At 28.9% G+C, this 18,989-nt stretch carries 19 protein-coding genes, 1 riboswitch and 1 other annotated feature; all 19 genes read left to right on the top strand.

Going from position 1 to position 18,989, the window contains the following annotated elements; all coding sequences use genetic code 11:
* Positions 1-87: riboswitch (THF riboswitch) on the top strand. This riboswitch is flagged as partial in the annotation.
* Between the two features lie 100 nt (positions 88-187).
* Positions 188-742: a GTP cyclohydrolase I FolE gene (folE, locus tag ACLUJM_RS09950; protein WP_316235885.1), complete on the top strand. Its 555-nt coding sequence runs from the start codon at positions 188-190 to the stop codon at positions 740-742.
* Complete coding sequence (locus ACLUJM_RS09945; RefSeq protein ID WP_412412755.1) at positions 742-1,221, top strand: HD domain-containing protein; 480 nt, start codon at positions 742-744, stop codon at positions 1,219-1,221. The genes folE and ACLUJM_RS09945 overlap by 1 nt, the downstream gene beginning before the upstream one ends.
* An 11-nt stretch (positions 1,222-1,232) precedes the next feature.
* Entirely contained in the window at positions 1,233-2,048 is an 816-nt protein-coding gene (gene folP, locus ACLUJM_RS09940; protein WP_412412754.1) for a dihydropteroate synthase, read from the top strand.
* Positions 2,048-2,872, top strand: a complete 825-nt coding sequence (folK, locus tag ACLUJM_RS09935) for a 2-amino-4-hydroxy-6-hydroxymethyldihydropteridine diphosphokinase (protein WP_412412753.1) — start codon at positions 2,048-2,050, stop codon at positions 2,870-2,872. Before folP ends, folK begins: the two co-directional genes overlap by 1 nt.
* A 180-nt stretch (positions 2,873-3,052) precedes the next feature.
* The gene (locus ACLUJM_RS09930; RefSeq protein WP_412412752.1) at positions 3,053-4,519 is read left to right on the top strand and encodes a carbon starvation protein A; all 1,467 of its coding nucleotides are present in this window, start codon (positions 3,053-3,055) and stop codon (positions 4,517-4,519) included.
* Between the two features lie 121 nt (positions 4,520-4,640).
* Complete coding sequence (locus ACLUJM_RS09925; RefSeq protein ID WP_094205778.1) at positions 4,641-5,288, top strand: redox-sensing transcriptional repressor Rex; 648 nt, start codon at positions 4,641-4,643, stop codon at positions 5,286-5,288.
* Between the two features lie 99 nt (positions 5,289-5,387).
* A complete protein-coding gene (locus ACLUJM_RS09920) occupies positions 5,388-5,933 on the top strand; it encodes a hemerythrin domain-containing protein (RefSeq protein WP_412412751.1) in 546 nt (181 codons plus the stop codon).
* A 111-nt stretch (positions 5,934-6,044) separates the two neighbouring features.
* The gene (locus ACLUJM_RS09915; RefSeq protein WP_412412750.1) at positions 6,045-7,196 is read left to right on the top strand and encodes a glycosyltransferase family 4 protein; all 1,152 of its coding nucleotides are present in this window, start codon (positions 6,045-6,047) and stop codon (positions 7,194-7,196) included.
* Positions 7,180-7,803, top strand: a complete 624-nt coding sequence (locus ACLUJM_RS09910) for a TVP38/TMEM64 family protein (RefSeq protein ID WP_412412749.1) — start codon at positions 7,180-7,182, stop codon at positions 7,801-7,803. Before ACLUJM_RS09915 ends, ACLUJM_RS09910 begins: the two co-directional genes overlap by 17 nt.
* A gap of 7 nt (positions 7,804-7,810) precedes the next feature.
* Positions 7,811-8,800 carry a glycosyltransferase family 4 protein gene (locus tag ACLUJM_RS09905; RefSeq protein WP_412412748.1) on the top strand — a complete coding sequence of 330 codons (990 nt, stop codon included), beginning with the start codon at positions 7,811-7,813 and terminating at the stop codon, positions 8,798-8,800.
* 136 nt (positions 8,801-8,936) lie between these two features.
* Complete coding sequence (spoVG, locus tag ACLUJM_RS09900) at positions 8,937-9,260, top strand: septation regulator SpoVG (protein ID WP_294684348.1); 324 nt, start codon at positions 8,937-8,939, stop codon at positions 9,258-9,260.
* A 131-nt stretch (positions 9,261-9,391) separates the two neighbouring features.
* Positions 9,392-10,402, top strand: coding sequence for an aspartate--ammonia ligase (gene asnA / locus ACLUJM_RS09895; protein ID WP_294684349.1), 1,011 nt, complete (start codon positions 9,392-9,394; stop codon positions 10,400-10,402).
* A 108-nt stretch (positions 10,403-10,510) separates the two neighbouring features.
* Positions 10,511-11,845, top strand: coding sequence for a TrkH family potassium uptake protein (locus ACLUJM_RS09890; RefSeq protein ID WP_412412747.1), 1,335 nt, complete (start codon positions 10,511-10,513; stop codon positions 11,843-11,845).
* 8 nt (positions 11,846-11,853) lie between these two features.
* Positions 11,854-12,531 (top strand): potassium channel family protein, encoded by a 678-nt coding sequence (locus tag ACLUJM_RS09885; RefSeq protein ID WP_294684351.1) that lies wholly within the window; start codon positions 11,854-11,856, stop codon positions 12,529-12,531.
* The gene (locus ACLUJM_RS09880; protein ID WP_412412746.1) at positions 12,509-13,240 is read left to right on the top strand and encodes a TrmH family RNA methyltransferase; all 732 of its coding nucleotides are present in this window, start codon (positions 12,509-12,511) and stop codon (positions 13,238-13,240) included. Before ACLUJM_RS09885 ends, ACLUJM_RS09880 begins: the two co-directional genes overlap by 23 nt.
* A 19-nt stretch (positions 13,241-13,259) precedes the next feature.
* Positions 13,260-13,447: a binding site (T-box leader), on the top strand.
* Positions 13,448-13,483: 36 nt separating this feature from the next.
* A complete protein-coding gene (gene pheS / locus ACLUJM_RS09875; RefSeq protein WP_412412745.1) occupies positions 13,484-14,506 on the top strand; it encodes a phenylalanine--tRNA ligase subunit alpha in 1,023 nt (340 codons plus the stop codon).
* A gap of 8 nt (positions 14,507-14,514) precedes the next feature.
* Positions 14,515-16,890 carry a phenylalanine--tRNA ligase subunit beta gene (gene pheT, locus ACLUJM_RS09870; protein WP_412412744.1) on the top strand — a complete coding sequence of 792 codons (2,376 nt, stop codon included), beginning with the start codon at positions 14,515-14,517 and terminating at the stop codon, positions 16,888-16,890.
* 8 nt (positions 16,891-16,898) lie between these two features.
* Positions 16,899-17,531: a cell division protein ZapA gene (locus ACLUJM_RS09865; protein WP_294684355.1), complete on the top strand. Its 633-nt coding sequence runs from the start codon at positions 16,899-16,901 to the stop codon at positions 17,529-17,531.
* Positions 17,515-18,989 (top strand): peptidase U32 family protein (locus tag ACLUJM_RS09860; protein WP_412412743.1); only part of this gene is annotated, 1,475 nt, incomplete at its 3' end. The genes ACLUJM_RS09865 and ACLUJM_RS09860, both read left to right, overlap by 17 nt.

Below are 18,989 nucleotides of genomic sequence, written 5' to 3'. Positions count from 1 at the left end.
CAGAGTAGGGTTGATGCGTTTAGTGTAATGGGATAGGGAGTTGCCCATTAACGAAGTTATTGCGATATCAATGCCGCTTCCGCTGAAAATACAAATTAGTGGAGGCATTATCTTTGAAAAAGGATAATGCTTTTTTTGAAGAGCACTCCTAAGTGCTCTTATATTTTTATAAATGAGAGGGATTTAAATGGATAAAGAAAAAATAGAACAAGCAGTATCAATGATAATAGAAGCAATAGGTGAAGATCCAAATAGAGAAGGACTTTTAGAAACACCACAAAGAGTTGCTAGAATGTATGAAGAAATTTTCAGTGGTTTGAACCAAGATGCTAAAGTGCATTTGTCAAAATCATTTGAAATAGTTGATGACAATATGGTAATTGAAAAAGACATTCCTTTTTATTCAATGTGTGAACATCATTTGTTACCATTTTGGGGAAAAGTAAACATTGCCTACATTCCAAATAAGAGAGTAGCTGGACTTTCAAAATTAGCTAGAACTGTTGATGTTTATTCGAAAAAACCACAACTTCAAGAGCGTTTGAATATTGAAATAGCCGATGCTTTAATGGAATATTTAAATTGTAAAGGATGTTTAGTTACTATTGAAGCTGAACACATGTGTATGAACATGAGAGGAGTTAAAAAACCAGGAACATCTACTATGACTTCAGCAGCAAGAGGAGCTTTTGAAGAAGATTTGGATTTAAAAAATGAAGCTTATAGATTAATGGGATTATAATGAAAAATACGGATATCGTCCTTAAGCACAAATTATTTAATGAAAAATTAAATAAGATAGAAAAAGATGAGAAAACAAGAGTTTTTTGTAAACACGACTTTTCTCATCTTATGGATGTAGCTAGAATCTGCTATATTATAAACTTAGAAGAGAATCTGAATATTGATAAGGATTTAATATATGTTACAGCGCTATTGCATGATTTGGGAAGAGCTGACGAAGTAGATACAGGGATTAATCACAGTATATTATCACAAGAAATTGCACAAGAAATTTTGAAAGATTTAGATTTTAATGATGAATCAAAGCAACGAATAATAAATGCTATTAAACATCATAGAACTAATGAAGAAAATGACGATAGATTTATAGAGATTTTCTACAAAGCAGACAAGTTATCGAGGATGTGTTTCAGATGTCCTGCTAGAAGTATTTGTAATTGGCCAGAAGAAAAGAAAAATAAAACAGTTATATATTGAAAGGATACAAAATGTTAATTAGAAACAAAGAATTTGATTTTAAAAACGATGTCTATATAATGGGGATTTTAAATGTCACACCAGATTCCTTTTCAGATGGTGGAAAATGGAATGATGTTGACAGAGCTGTTAAACATGTTGAAGATATGATAAATGAAGGAGCTAGTATAATAGATATTGGCGCTGAATCTACAAGACCAGGATTTACTCCGTTATCTTCTGAAGAAGAACTAGAAAGAGTAATTCCTATAATAAGAAAGATCAGAGAAAACTTCGATATTCCTATTTCTTTAGACACTTATAAGGCCAATACTTTAAGAGAAGTTGTCAAAGAAGGAGCTGATATTCTTAATGATGTGTGGGGATTAAAATCAGATCCAGAAATGGCTAAAACAGCAAAAGACTTAGATATACCTGTGATTTTGATGCATAATAAAGATAACAATAATTATAATGATTTAATGAGTGATTTAAACAGAGAAACATTAGAATCTGTTGAATTGGCAAAAAAATCTGGTATTAAAGATGAATTAATTATATTAGATCCGGGAGTTGGCTTTGCACTTGATTACGAAAAAGATTTAACTGTAGTAAACAGAATCAAAGAATTTGTCGATTTGGGATATCCTGTTTTATTGGGAACGAGTAGAAAAAGATTTATTGGTAAAGCTATGGGAATAGATGTAGCTACTGAAAGAGATTTTGGAACAGCAATAACAACTGCTATTGGTGTAATGAATGGATGTTCAATTTTTAGAGTTCACAATGTAAAAGAAAATTATGATGCTATGAGAATGGCTTTGGCTATAAAAAGAGAAGGAAAATAATGGACTACCTTTTAGTAAAAGATTTGGAAATATACGCTAACCATGGAGTATTTCAATCTGAAAAAGAATTGGGACAAAAATTTTTGGTTACATTAAAAATGGGATACAACATGAAAAAAGGCGCAACCTCTAACAATTTAGAAGATTCAATACACTATGGAGTTTTGAGTAAAGAAATTTACGATTATTTTCGTTCAGAATCCATAGATTTAATAGAAACAGTTGCCTATAAATTGATTGAGTTTATATTTGAAAAATACAAAATTGTACAAGAACTTACTGTAGAAATTAAAAAACCATGGGCTCCAATAAATTTGCCGCTTGATACTGTTAAAGTAACCATTAACAGAAAAAAAAGAAGGTATTTTTTAGGAATAGGATCTAACATTGGTGATAAACAAAAATATGTAAATTCTGCTATTGATAAGTTGAAAAATACAAAAAGTATTGAATTAAAAAACGTGTCTGAAATGTACACTACAAAAGCTTGGGGGAAAACTGATCAGGAAGATTTTCTAAATTGTGCCGTTGAAATAGAATCATACGAAGAGCCTGAAGATTTGCTGAAAATAACTCAACAAATTGAGTTGGATCTTGGCAGAGAAAGACACGAAAAATGGGGACCTAGAACTATAGATATCGACATTCTATTTTGTGATGATGAAATAATATATACTGATGATTTAAAAATTCCTCATCCATATGTTCAAGATAGGAAATTTGTGTTAGAACCTTTGAATGATTTTGCGCCATTTTTTATTCACCCAGTTTTAAATGAAAGCTTAAAACAGTTACTTCGAGATGTAAATGATATTAAATTATAAAAAAATTGAAAATTTTAAGAACATTAAACAGCGATTTTATCGCTGTTTTTTAGTAATTTCATAAAAAACCTTGCAATTTAATTTGATTTAAAATAATATAAATATATAAACAAAACGCAAGATTAGGTACGAATTTCGAATCGTTTTGTATTATAAAGTCAATTTTTGTAGGGGGAAAATATGATATTATTTTTAATTGGAATAATAATTTTATTCGTTGGTGGATACTTTTACGGTAAGTATTGTGAAAAAGTATTTCAACCAGATGACAGAATAACACCAGCTACATCTCTTGCTGATGGTGTTGATTTTGTAGAAATGAAAAAATGGAAAAATCAACTTATTGAGCTTTTAAACATAGCCGGAACTGGACCAATTTTGGGACCAATTCAAGGTATTTTATTTGGACCAATAGCTTTTATTACAATTCCAATAGGTTGTGTTTTAGCAGGAGCAACTCATGATTATTTCATAGGTATGATGTCTATGAGGAATGAAGGAGCTCAAGTTCCTAAAATGATAAAAAAATATATGGGATCTACAACAAATAAAGTTTATAATATTATTATTTGGATACTTATGCTATTAGTAGGAGTAGTTTTTATTTATACTCCTGGTGATTTGATTGTTAATGATATTTTAAATATGGATGTAAATGGAAGTGTAATTTGGGTAGTTTATGGAATTATTCTTATATACTATTTATTAGCCACTCTTTTTCCTATTGATAAAATCATTGGTAGAATCTACCCTGTTTTTGGTGCTATTTTGATAATAAGTGCTATTGGAGTTTTAGGTGGAGTTTTACTAGATGGTGGAGTCAATTTGCACAATATTACAGAAGGTGTTTTATTAAGTAAACACCCTCTTGGTCAAAGTTTTATTCCGGTTTTTTTCATAACTGTTGCATGTGGTATACTTTCAGGATTTCACGGTTCACAAATTACATTGATTTCTAGAACTGTTAAAAATGAACACGAAGGAAGATCAACATTCTATAATATGATGATTGCAGAAGGACTTATAGCTATGTGTTGGGCTTCAGGTGCCATGGTACTTTTCAATAGAGGTACAGCACTGGATACTAACGCTACTTTAATGGTTGGTATAATTTCTAAAACTTTTATGGGCAAAATTGGTGGCTTGTTTGCAATTATAGGAGTAATCGTATTACCAATTACAAGTGGAGATACTGCATTTAGATCGCTTCGTTTAATGATAGGGGAACAATTTAATATAAGTCAAAAATCTGTTAAAAATAGAATTTTGTTAAGCTTACTAATTTATGTTTTTGCTATCGCGATTCTTTATTTTGCCAAGACAAATGGAAATGGATTTAACTTATTATGGAGATACTTCGGTTTTACTAATCAATTGGTAGCTGTATTTGCTTTAATGTTGATTACAGTATATTTATATATCAATAAGAAAAATTACTTTATAACAATGATACCAGGAATGTTTTATGCATTTATAGTTTCAAGTTATATTGCGCATGCTGATTTGGGATTCTCACTTGATAAGAGATTAGGAATGGATGGATACTTAGCAAGTTATATTGTAGGTTTCATATTCGTAGTTTTATTTACAGTATTTGTTATTAAAAAAGGTAAAATTGGACAAACTAAATCAGAATTAATAGGATAATTTTAAAAATCAAGCAGCTAAGTCTGCTTGATTTTTTGTTATTCAAATTAATTTCAGAATTATTGAAATTAAAATATTTTTTTGATATAATTATATTAATAACAATGAATGGAGTGATAATATGGCAAGGGCAAGAGTATCATTAGCTGTTGTTAAGAGACTTCCAAAATATTACAGATATTTAGGAATGATCGAGCAAAAGGGAATAATAAGAGTATCAAGTCAAGAATTGAGCAGCATTACAGGTTTAACTGCTTCTCAAATTAGACAAGATTTAAATCATTTCGGTGGTTTTGGTCAACAAGGATATGGATACAATGTCGAAGAATTAAAATCAGAAATAGAAAAAATTATGGGGATAAACAAATCTTACAAGGCAATTATTTTGGGTTGTGGAAATATTGGAAAAGCCATAATGAACTACAGAGGATTTAAATCTTCAGGTTTTAATATTGTTGATGTATTTGACCATGGAAAAAAGGTAGGTACAAAAATTTCAGATTATGAAATCAAAGATATTGATAAAATTGAAGAGTATCTAAAAGAAAAGAAACCAGAAATAGCTGTTATTGCCCTACCAACAGATGTAGCTCAAGATGTTTGCGATAAGCTAGTTGATGGTGGCATAAAAGGTATTTGGAATTTTGCTTCATTGGATTTGAAATTACCCAAAAATGTTGTGTTGGAAAATGTGCATCTTGATGAAAGTTTGTACACATTAACATACTACATGAATAATTTGGCAGATTATCCAGGAACTAAAAATTAATTATAGTCGGCGTTTTATAACGCCGTTTTTTATTGTAACGAATGTTACAATATTTTTTACGCTTTTATAATATAATTATTGTATAAAAGGAGTGATAATATGGATAGTATATTGGTTTTAGAAAAAGAACACGAAAATATAAGTAAAATAATAGATTTAATGAAAGAAAAGTCAATTGAATTTATCAATAACAAAAATATAAATGTTGAATTTGTCGAATTATTGATTTATCTTTTAAAAGAATACGCAGATAAATTTCACCACAGAAAAGAAGAAGAAATATTGTTTAAAAAGATGCAAGAAGATTTGGGTAGAATTGGTGAAGTTATGGTTTTGAATGGAATGTTAGTTGAACACGAAATAGCAAGAGGTATAATTTTTGACCTTGGTCAAAGTATTAAAGAATACGAAAAAGACAGATCGGATGAAAATTTTGTTGAAGTAATAGGAAATCTAATGGGATACAGAAGACATTTACAAAAACACATTGAAAAAGAAAATACAGTGGTGTATCCTTATGGAAAGAACAATCTATCTGATGATAGATTAAAAGAAGTTGAAGATGAAACTATAAAATTTTTGGAGGAAAATAAAGAAGTTCACAATAATTTGATGGAGAAAATTGACAAATTATTTAATATGTAATGTATGAGAGGAATTAGGTAATAATTCCTTTTTTATTTGCATAAAATGTAATATTATTGTAACAAATACACACCTTTCATTTATGTTATAATTTTAGGTGGAAGGTGTTTTATGAAAATATTAATAACTACAGATACATACAGACCGACAATAAATGGAGTTGTAACATCTATTGAATCTTTAAAAAAAGCTTTGGATAGATTGGGACACGATGTTAGGATTTTAACTTTTTCAGATAGTTTCAATTCAAAACAAGAAAAGGACATTTATTATATGGGATCTCTAGGGGCTGGCAAATTTTACCCTGATGCTAGAATGAATAAGTTATTATATAATAGGTTTTATGAAGATATTATGGACTGGAATCCTGATATAGTTCATTCACAAACAGAATTTACTATGTTTATTCAAGCAAAAAAAATTGCTAAAGATTTAGATGTTCCACTATTGCACACTTATCACACTGTTTATGAGGATTACACTCACTATTTTTCATTGAATAAAAAAATAGGTAAAGAACTTGCAAAGCAATTTACAAAGCAAATTATAAAAATGACTGATGGTGTAGTCGTTCCAACTAATAAAATTTATAATTTACTGAAAGATTATAATATAAAAGAAGATATATACGTTGCACCAACAGGCATCAATGTTCAGAAGCTTTCTGAATGTGATGATTTTGATATTCGAAAAGGATATAAGATTTCAGAGGATAAACATATCGTATTATTTCTAGGTAGAATTGGAAAAGAGAAAAACATTACTGAAATTCTACAATATCTTGAAAAGATGAAAAGAGATGATATAGTATTTATTATTGCTGGAGCTGGTCCTTTTCTTTCGGAATTAAAAGAAATTTGCTCTAACTCTATAATAAAAGATAGATTGATTTTTACAGGCATGATTGATCCTTCAAAAGTTGGTAACTTTTATTCCCAATCAGATGTTTTCGTATCGGCATCAACATCTGAAACACAAGGATTGACATTCATTGAGTCAATGGCATGTAAAACACCAATTATATGTAGACATGATGATTGCTTGGATGGTGTATTAATTGATGGTAAAACAGGATTTGGTTTTTCTACAAAAGATGAATTTATTGAATATTTGAATAAAATTTTGGACAATAAAGAACTAAGAGATGAAATGGGTAATAATTGCAAACAATTAGTATATGAGAATTTCACAGAAGATTCATTTGCTAGTAAAATTGAACAGATATATCTAAAGGTAATTGAGAACCATGCAAAATCTGTTTAATAAGATATTAGAAACTGATAATAAAAAGTTTCAAATCATTATTCATACCCTAAATGCTATAGGAATATTGATTAGTATTTTTGTGATGATATATGCCTGGAAAACAGGAGTTTTGAAGGATATTGATAAGTTTCAAGATTTTATGAATCAATTTGGCAAATCTGCTGCATTCATATTTATTTTGTTTCAGATTATGCAAGTGATTATTCCAATTATTCCAGGTGGAATAACTTGTCTAGGAGGAGTAATTTTATTTGGAGCAAAGATGGGGTTTGTGTACAATTATATAAGTATTTGCATAGGTTCTATCATTGTATTTTTCATAGGTAGAAAATACGGTACTCCTTTGATTATTGCTATTTTTGGAGAAAAAGCATATAACAAATATATTAAAATTCTTACTAAGAATAATAGATTCGATAATGTATTTGCTGCTTTGATATTTTTCCCAATAGCTCCAGATGATATGTTATGTTATATTGCTGGAACAACAAAGATATCATTTAAAAAGTATTTTTGGATAATTATTTTAGGGAAACCAATGTCAATAGCGCTTTATTCTTTAGGATTAGAAGTGCTCTTTAAGAAACTGATATTAAGGATTTAAGATATAAATGAAAATTTTAATTTATAAAGGAGATTATGATTTAGTTAAACAAAGTGGTGTTGGTCAAGCAATTGAACATCAAGAAAAAGCTTTGAAATTAAATAATATTGACTATACAACGGATGAAAACGACGATTATGATATTGTTCATATAAATACGATAATGCCAAAATCAAAGAAATTTGCGAAGAAAGCCAAAAAGCAAGGGAAAAAAGTTATTTATTATGGTCATTCTACTATGGAAGATTTTAGAAATTCTTTTCGTGGAGCGAATTTTTTGAGTAGATTTTTTAAGAAATGGATTATAAGTTGCTACAATCTTGGGGATATTATTATTACCCCATCCAATTATTCAAAAAATATACTTGAGGGTTATGGAATAAATAAAAAAATTTATAGTTTATCAAATGGCATTGATCTTGATAAGTTCAAGGGTGACGAAAATAGCAGAAAAAGATTCAGAGACAAATTTCATTTAAAAGATGATGATAAAGTAATAATCTCAGTTGGTCATTTAATGAAAAGAAAAGGACTTGATGATTTCATTGAAGTTGCCAGAAAACTTCCAAATTATAAATTTATATGGTTTGGATATACAAATCCAAAACTAATAACTTCACAAATTAAAAAATCAATTAAAAATAAGCCGGATAATGTAATTATGCCAGGATTTATTTCGCAACAAGAATTAGTTGATTGTTATCATGGAAGTGATTTGTTTTTGTTTATGACTAGAGAAGAAACTGAAGGAATTGTATTACTGGAAGCTTTTGCATCCAAAATAAAAGTATTGGTCAGAGATATTAAAATATATGAAGATATGTTCACTGATGGTAAAGAACTTATTAAAGCTAAAACCAATGATGAATTTGTAAGTAAAATACTTAAAATAATAAATAATCAAAATTCTACCGTAGAAGAAGCTTTTAGATATGTCAGAGAACGAAGTGTTAGAAGAATTGGAGAAAAGTTGAAAAATATTTACTCAACACTTTAAAGTTTTCGCATATATACGACATATAAATATCGATAAAACATATTATGCATAAATGTTTTGTTGAATATTTACATTTATTTACAAAAGACTTTTTTAGATGTATAATTATATATATAAAGCACAAGGTGGTGAGGTTATGCAAATTACAGATGTTAGAATCAAATTGTTAAATACTGATAATAGGCTTAAAGCTATTGCTTCTGTTACTTTTGATGATGAAATAGTTATTCATGATATAAAGCTTATAGAAGGTGAAGAGGGCTTATTCTTAGCTATGCCAAGCAGAAGAATCGGTAATGATAGATATCGTGATATAGCTCATCCAATTAGTTCTCCTGCAAGAGAAAAAATTGAAACAGCAGTTATAAATAAATATAACGAAGAATCTACAAAACAATCTTCTGTTGAAGCTGAACCTGTTTCTGAAAAACCTTTAGAATCAGTTGAAAACGAAGAATAATACAAATAATACAAAAAGCATCTTATGTAGGTGCTTTTTTTCGTGGTCAATATTTAAATTAAAAATTTTACATATTGCATTTATTTGATATAATAATAAAATATGGTTAATTTTTAATAAAGGAGAGTTTTATGGAATTAAAAGTGCCAAAAGGATATAAATCTTCTTTAGATTTATTAGAAACACAAAAAGCGATAAAAATTATTAAAGATTTTTTTCAATACAGATTGTCTGAAACTTTAAATTTGACAAGAGTATCAGCTCCATTATTCGTTAGAGCTAATACTGGAATTAACGATAACTTAAATGGAATCGAAAAACCAGTAGGTTTTGAATTTTTAGAAGATGGATCAATGAGTAGGTTAGAAATTGTTCAATCACTGGCAAAATGGAAAAGAATCGCATTGAAAAATTACGATATTTCTGTTGGAGAAGGAATTTACACAGATATGAATGCTATTAGACCTTCAGAAATTTGCGATAATACTCACTCGCTATATGTGGATCAATGGGATTGGGAAAAAGTAATCTCAAAAGAAGATAGGACTGTTGAATATTTAAAAGAAACTGTACGAAATATTTATAAATGTTTTTTAGATACACAAACCATGTTGATGAATTCTTACGACGGTTATGAAAAAATACTTGCTGATGAAATTACTTTTGTAACTACTGAAGAGTTAGAGGATATGTATCCGGAAAATACTCCCGATGAGAGAGAAGACTTAATTACTAAAAAGTATGGATCGGTATTTTTAATAGGAATCGGAGATTTGCTAAAATCTGGTAAATCACATTCTGACAGATCACCAGATTATGACGATTGGAGCTTAAATGGAGACATTTTAGTTTATAATCCAGTTTTAGGTAATTGCTTAGAATTGAGTTCAATGGGAATAAGAGTCGACAAAGATAGATTATTATATCAACTTGATAAAAAACAAAACAATGATAGAAAAAATCTAGAATATCATCAAATGTTACTTAATGATATACTTCCACAATCTATAGGTGGAGGAATAGGACAATCAAGAATTTGCATGTTCTTTTTACAAAAAGCTCACATAGGAGAAGTTCAATCTTCAATTTGGCCAAAGGAAATGCTTAATGAATGTGAGAAACTTGGAATTAAATTATTATAAGTTTTATTTACTTAAGAGTTATTTGTTTTAATAAATAAATAACTCTTTTTTTGTAAAATTTTTAATATTTTGTTTTACTTTTAAATTCATTTGTAGTATGATTTGTTTATGAAACGTTTAAAAAGATATTTAGAAGATAATCCGCCATTAGTTTTGATTTTAAGCTTTTTATTATTGATTTTTGCAGGCTCTTTGCTCTTATCTTTGCCTATCAGTCAAAGTATGGGAAAAATTCCGTACATAGATTGCTTATTTACGGCGACATCTGCAGTTTGTGTAACAGGATTAGTTACGGTTGCTACATTCAGTGCATGGAGCGTATTGGGAAAAATAATTATAATAATTTTAATTCAAATGGGCGGACTTGGATTTATGACATTTGCAACTCTGATTGCACTTGTCATGGGAAGAAGAATTACTTTAAAAGACAGATTAATAATTAAAGAACAAACAAATAGTATTGATATGCAGGGAATGGTAAAACTAATTAGGTATATTTTAATTTCAACTTTTACTGTTGAAACTATTGGAGCTTTATTATTGATGATTAAATTTGTTCCGATGTATGGTGTAAAAGGTGTTTTTTATAGCTTTTTCCATGCGATATCAGCATTTTGTAATGCAGGGTTTGATATTTTAGGACCTAATTCATTAATAGATATAAATAATCATGTATTTATATTGATGGTTATTGGTCTTCTAATAGTATTAGGTGGAATAGGATTTAATGTAATACTTGATATTGTTCATAATGGTTTTAATTTTAAGAAATATTCCTTGCATTCAAAAATAGTTCTTACAACTACAATTTTGATGCTTTCGATAACTTCGATTTTAATATTTGTAATGGAATTTTCTAACGCAGCTACCATAGGAAATCTAGGGTTTATAGATAAAATATCAAATTCTATTTTTCAAGCCATTACATTAAGAACTGCCGGATTTGCATCAATTGATCAATCAAAATTATTGGATAGTTCAAGTGTTTTATCAATATTAAATATGTTTATAGGAGGATCTCCAGCAGGTACGGCAGGAGGTATTAAGACTACAACTTTTGCATTATTAATTATTGTTGCTTTAAGTGAAATTAAAGGACAAGAGGATGTCGAAGTATTCAATCGCAGGATTAGATTCTCGCAAGTTAAAAAGGCTTTGGCTATTATAACTTTATCAATGGTTTGGGTAATATTTGTTACATTTGCAATTTTAGTTATTGACAAAGCTAAGTATTTGGATGTCGTGTTCGAAGTAGTAAGCGCATTTGGTACAGTTGGCTTGACAAGAAGCTTAACACCTAGTATCAACACCGTTTCCAAGATTTTAATAATTGTTACAATGTATATAGGTAGGGTAGGTTCATTGACTATACTTTTTGCATTGTCTAGTTCTAAAAATAAAAAAGCTTATAAGGAAGCTCATGAAAATATTATAATAGGTTAGGTTTAAATATGAAACAATTTGTAGTAGTAGGTTGTGGTAGATTTGGAAGAGCATGTGCTATTGAATTATCTAACACAGGTCACGAAGTTTTATTAATAGATAATAATGAAGATACAGTAGATGAAATGAGTAGGATTGTTACTCATGCAGTGTACATTGAACATTTGACAGAAAACTCATTGAGTTCTGTAGGAGTTGGGAATTTTGATGTGGCTATAGTTGCTATATCATCTAATTTTGAGGCATCAATTCTTTCAACTGTTGTATGTAAAAAACTAGGAGTAAAAAAAGTTATTACAAAAGCGAAGGACACGCTTCACGGAAATATTTTACTCAAAGTTGGAGCAGACAGAGCTATTATTCCAGAAAATGATTCTGCTGTAAGACTTGCTAAGAGTCTAATTAGTGATCAAATTTTTGATTATATTGAATTTACTGATGATTATTCAATAGCAGAGATAACACCGAAGAAAGAATGGATTGGCAAGAATTTCATTGACATTGGAATTAGAAGTAAGTATGGTGTCAATGTTGTCGCGGTTAAGAACAATGGAGAAATGAATATCAACCCTTCACCGACTTATACAGTTAAATTTGAAGATTACTTGATTGTTATTGGTTCAAACGAGGATTTGGATAAAATTACTGAAACAGGCGATAAAGATGATAACCTCTACTTCAAATAAAATTTACAAGCACACTAAATCACTTTATACCAAAAAATATAGATACAAATTTAATGAATTCATAATAGAAGGTTATAAGCTATTTAATGAGGCTAAAAGATCAAATTTGAATATAAAACAAATTATCTTAAGAGAAGGAGAAGATTTTATTGATGGTTGTGTGTATTTGGATTCAAAAACATTCAACAGTCTCAGTGAAATGAATAATCCCGAAGGTATAATTTGTGTTGTTGATTTTATTAAACAAACGCATATAAATGCAGATAAAATTTTATTTTTAGAAAACATCAATGATCCTGGAAATTTAGGAACTATAATAAGAAGTGCAGAAGCTTTTGGATATAATAAAATAGTTTTGTCTGATAATAGTTGCGATATTTACAATTTGAAAACCATTAGAAGTGGTATGGGCAGCTTATTTCGTACAAATATTTCTTATGCCAATATCGATGTTTTAAAAGATTACAAGTCAAGTGGATTTAAAATTTATGAGACATCTTTGGAAAAAAATTCTAAGAGTATTTTAGAAATCCATAACAAAGAAAAACATGTTATTATAATTGGCAATGAAGCAAATGGAATTAGTGAAGAAATCAAAAAATACGCAGATGAATTTTTGATTATCCCTATGGATAATATAACAGAATCTTTAAATGCATCAATAGCAGCTAGTTTGAGTATGTTTTATCTGTCAAAATTGACAAACTAATTGTTATATTATAAAATAATTAAAAATGATGAAGAAGAAAATACAAAACTAGATATACAGAGAGATATGGGATGGTGTGACATATTTATCGAATTTTGTTAGTTCGCTTTGAAGTTGCTATTATAGCCGTGTAGAGTGCGTTATACTTACGAGTGATGTTATCATAATTTGGGTGGTACCGCGGAAATACAATCTTTCGTCCCATAGGGGATGAGGGATTTTTTTATTTTTAAGGAGAAAATGATGAAAGAAGAAATTTTAAAAATTAAAGAAAAAACTGTAGGATTGATTGACAATGCTACTGATTTAAAATCTTTAGAAGATATTAGAGTAAAGGTTCTTGGTAAAAAAGGAGACCTTACTCTTGTTCTACGAAATATGGGGAAACTTTCTAAAGAAGAAAGACCAGCTATGGGACAATTAGCAAATGAAGTTAGATCTGAAATAGAAGAATTATTGTCTGGAAAATTTGAACAGTTAAAAGATGAGCAAAAAAAGATTAAATTAAAAGAGGAAGAGCTAGACGTTACTGCAAATAGAGGTACTAGAGAAATTTCTCATAGACATCCGTTAAATGAAACTATAATCCAATTGGAAAATTTATTTCAAACAATGGGATTTGATATTATTGATGGGCCTGAAATTGATACTGTAGAAAATACATTTGATTTATTAAATTCACCTAAATATCACCCATCAAGATCATTATCTGATACATTTTATTTGGATGATAAAACCGTACTTAGACCACACACATCAAGTGTTCAAATTAGAACCATGAAAACACAAAAACCACCTATTAGAATGGTTTCTGCTGGCAGAACTTTTAGATTCGACGATGTAGATGACACTCACTCTCCAATGTTTCATCAAATAGAAGGATTAGTTGTAGATAAAGGAGTCACTATGGCTAATTTAATGGATACAATTAATATTTTTATCAAAAATTTGTTTGGTGAAGAAATTGAAACTAGGTTTAGACCACACTACTTTCCATTTACTGAACCTTCAATGGAAGTAGATGTTACTTGTTTTGATTGTAAGGGCGAAGGCTGCCCAAGCTGCAATGATACAGGTTGGAGTATGGAGCTTTTAGGATGTGGAATGGTACATCCAAATGTTTTAAGAAATTGTGGAATTGACCCTGAAATATATACTGGATTTGCTTTCGGTATGGGTGTTGATAGAATTACAATGGTTAAACACAAAATCGACAATATAAGATTATTGTATGATAATGATAAGAGATTTTTGGAACAATTCTAGGAGGAATTATGTTATTACCTATTAATTGGCTAAAAGATTACGTGCCAGTCGACGAATCAATAAAGACTATTACAGATAGATTGTCAGAAACGGGAAGTCACGTAGAATCTGTTATAGATAAAAGTAAATATTTAAACGATAAATTAATCGTAGCAAAAATTAAAAAGATTAATAAACATCCTGATGCGGACAGATTGTCTATAGTTACATTAGATATTGGAGATAAAAATATTGAGGTTGTAACAGGAGCAAAGAATATCAAAGAAGAAATGCTTGTTTGCTACGCTCAAGTAGACGCAACTCTTCCAGGAGATATTGTTCTAAAAGAAGCAGATCTTAAAGGAGTTATGAGTCCAGGAATGTTGACAAGCTTTGAAGAAATGGGCTTTGAAACATCTGTTGTAGACAAAAATTCAAAAGATGGTATTGCGGTTTTATCTGAAAATAAAATTGGAGAAACGGTAATTAATGCTCTAGAAATTGATGAACCTATAATTGAATTCGAAATTACACCTAATAGACCTGATTGTTTGTCTGTATTAGGAATGGCTAGAGAATTTGCGGCATCTTTTGGTAAAAAGATTAAATATCCTTCAATCGAAATCAAAAACTTTGATGAAGACACTAAAGATTATCTTAATTCTGTGGATATTCAAACTGATAAGTGTACTAGATATGTAGCTAGAGTTATCAAGAATGTAAAGATTTCAGATAGTCCTCAATGGATAAAGAATAGACTTATACAATCCGGAATTAGACCTATAAATAACATTGTAGATATTACTAATTTTGTTATGTTAGAAACTGGTCAACCAATTCATGCTTATGATTTAGACAAAATCACAGACAAGAAAATTATTGTAAAACAATCAGATTCACAAAAATTCACAACTATAGATGAAGTTGAACGTGAATTATCTAATGATGATATAATCATTTGCGATGGAGAAAATACTTTAGGTATTGCTGGTATTATGGGTGGTTTTGACTCAGAAATCACATCTAATACTACAAACGTACTCATTGAAGCTGCAAGCTTTGATAGCGATACAATAAGACTTTCATCTAGGAGGTTGGGCTTAAGAACTGATGCATCTACAAGATTTGAAAAGGGCGTTAGCCAACAATTATGTGATTTGGCGTCATTGAGAGTTTGTAAATTAATTGAAGATGTTACAAACGCTACTGTTATTAATAATTCTATAGATATTATTACATCTGAAGAAAAGATGGACGATGTAGAATTATCATACAAAAAGTGCAATGATTTATTAGGTTCAGATATTTCTAATGATGAAATTAAAAACATTTTAGAATTATTAGAGTTTAAGATTTTGTCTGAAGATGATGAAAAAATAAAAGTAAAAGTTCCATTCCATCGTCAAGATATATCAATTTATCAAGATTTAATTGAAGAAGTGGGAAGAATTTATGGATTTGAAAAAATTGGAGCTAAACCGTTAATCGGTAAATTAAAAAGAGGGGTTAAGAGTGAAGAGAGAATTGCTATAGATAATACTAAAAAAGCCTTGTACTCTATGAATACCTTTGAAGTATTATCATATTCTTTCATTAGCCCAAAATCATATTCGAAAGCAATGGTGCAAATGGATGATGACAAATTAATAAAGCTTATTAATCCACTTGGAGAAGATTTTTCTGTTATGAGATCAACAATTATTCCAAATATTTTAGATATATTATCTAAGAATTACAAAAATAAAATCAAGGATATTTGCGTATATGAACTAGGTAATACTTTCCATTTGGTTGATGATGATAGAATTGAAACAAAAAAATTAACTTTGGGAATGTATGGAAATTATGATTTCTATCATATTAGGTCTATGATTTTAGCATTATTTAATGAATTGGGAATTAATGAGTATGAAATTGTAAAAAACACAGACAATAAAACTTATCACAGTGGAAGATGTGCAAATATTTTAGTAAATGATGAGATAGTTGCAACATTTGGTGAAATAAGTTATGAAGTTAGGGACAACTATGATTTTGACAATAGAGTATATGTTGGAGAAATTCATTTTAGTGAACTAATAAAATACATGGATTTCAAAAAGATTTATACACCAATAAGCAAGTATCCTTCAATCGAAAGAGATATAGCTTTAGTTGTAGATAGAGAATTAGAAAGTATAAAAATAGAAAAGGAAATTCAAAAACACTCTAATGGAATTATTAAAGATGTTTACTTATTCGATGAATATAAAGGTGAACATGTTGATAATGATAAGAAGAGCTTAGCTTATAGAATCATATATCAATCAAAAGATGAAACATTAAAAGATAAAACTATTGAAAAAATACAAGAAGAAATATTAAATTCATTAGAACAAAAATTCAACGCAACATTGAGAAAGTAGGAATGTATATGAACAAATTACAAGTTGTAATTCAAGGTTCAACTTACAATATTGTTACTGAGAAATCAAAAGAAGAGACAGATAAAATAGTAAAAAAAATTAATGAAGATATAGAGGGATGCAAAGCTAGAAATTCAAAATTAACAACTTTAAACGCAACAATATTAGCACTTATGAATTTGGCAGAAACTCACGATAATTTATCGATAGAATTCAATGATTATAAAAGAAAATATAATCCGATTATCAAAGACTATTCTAATTTAAAATCTGATTGCGAAAAATTGTATAAGGATTTGGTTATAAAAGAAACTAATCTAAAACAAATTACAAAACAACTTAACGAAACTAAGGAAAATTCTCAAAAAGAAATAAACGAAATTAAGAGAAAAGCAGAAATTTATTCCAATGAAATCAAAGAACAATTTGAACAAAAAGAAAAAGATTTAAATCAAAAGTTGAAGGCAGATAAGGACAATACAGATGATTTGAAAAAACAAATAGAATTCTATGAGACAGAAAATGATCAGTTATCTCAAAAATATAAAGATTTGAAAGACGAATATAATAAGTTAGCTTTTGAGAAAAATAAGCTGGAAAATATTCTAATGGATTATCAAAGAGATGAAATCATTGATTAGTGAAATTTTAGCTCCTTGCGGGAATTGGGAAATGGTAAAGGCGAGCGTAAGAGCAGGAGCCGATGCTATTTATCTTGGTACAAAAGAATTTTCCGCAAGAGCTTATGCTGAAAACTTTACTGTTGAAGATGTCAAGGAAGTTGTGAAATACTGCCGTTTGAGAAATGTAAAAGTTTATGTAACATTAAATACTTTAATAAAACAATCTGAAATCTTCAGAGCGCTTGAATATGTTAACAGATTATACAATATCGATATTGACGCATTAATTGTCCAAGATATTGGATTGGCTTATCTTGTCAATAAGTTATTTCCTAAGCTTAGCTTACACGCATCAACTCAAATGAATATTAATAATTTAAATGGAGCCAAGATTGCTAAAAAACTTGGATTTAAAAGGATAGTCTTGGCACGAGAAACTGATTTAGAAGAATTGAAAAATATTAGGAGAAATTGTGACATTGAGATTGAGGTTTTCATTCATGGTTCATTATGCGTTTGCCAATCAGGGCAATGTTTGATGAGTTCATTGAATGGAGATAGAAGTGCTAATAGAGGAAGATGTGCTCAGCCTTGCAGAAAAGATTATAAGATTATTTTAGAAGATAAAGTTATCAACTCAAAACTTTCATATCTAAGTCCGAAAGATTTGTGTACAATTGACAATGTAAATGAAATTGCTAAATATTGCGACAGTTTAAAAATAGAAGGAAGAATGAAGTCTAAGGAATATGTGTATTCTGTTGTAAAGTCTTACAGAGATAAATTAGATAATGGTAAATACGGTTATTTCTTGGATGAAGTTAAAAACCGCGGATTTACTAAAGGATTAATCAATAATACTAATGGATATAATTATGTTGAGCTTGGTAGAAAAAATCAAATCAAAGGCAATGATGTCGGAAAAATTTTAGGAAAAGGTAAAATAAAGTTCACAAAAGATGTTTTCAAAAAAGATATTCTTATTCTTTTTAATGGGAAAAACACATTTCCTTTGACATTGACTGAAGATTATAAGAAGAATACCATAGTAAATTTTTCAAATATTTCAGATGCACTTGTGGATTCAGATGTAAAAAGAGTTAACCACATAAAAATAGTAGAAGAATCAGAAAATGAAAAAAATGTTAATTTTGATTTAAATGTCAAATTTATATGCAAAAGGTCTGAACCAATTAAAGTATATGTTAATGAACTTTTATATAATACAGATATAATTTGTGATGATGCTAAAAACAAACCAATTGATAATGCATTTATTGAAACACAAATACTTAAAACTGGAAATTATCCAGTAAGTATTAAAAGCTTTGAAATTTCACTTGATGATGGGCTATTTTTATCTAAAAGTCAGTTAAATCAAATAAGAAGAGAATTTATCGAATTTTATTTGGATTATAAATCAGATTTTAATCATAGAAAACAAAAAGATAATAACTTAGAAAATATAAACAATTT

The sequence above is a fragment of the Finegoldia sp. genome (assembly GCF_046991905.1).
In the GTDB taxonomy this organism is placed as follows: Bacteria; Bacillota; Clostridia; order Tissierellales; family Peptoniphilaceae; genus Finegoldia.
The sequence above is the reverse complement of the archived record's forward strand: the minus strand, read 5'-3'. Positions and strand labels throughout refer to the sequence as shown.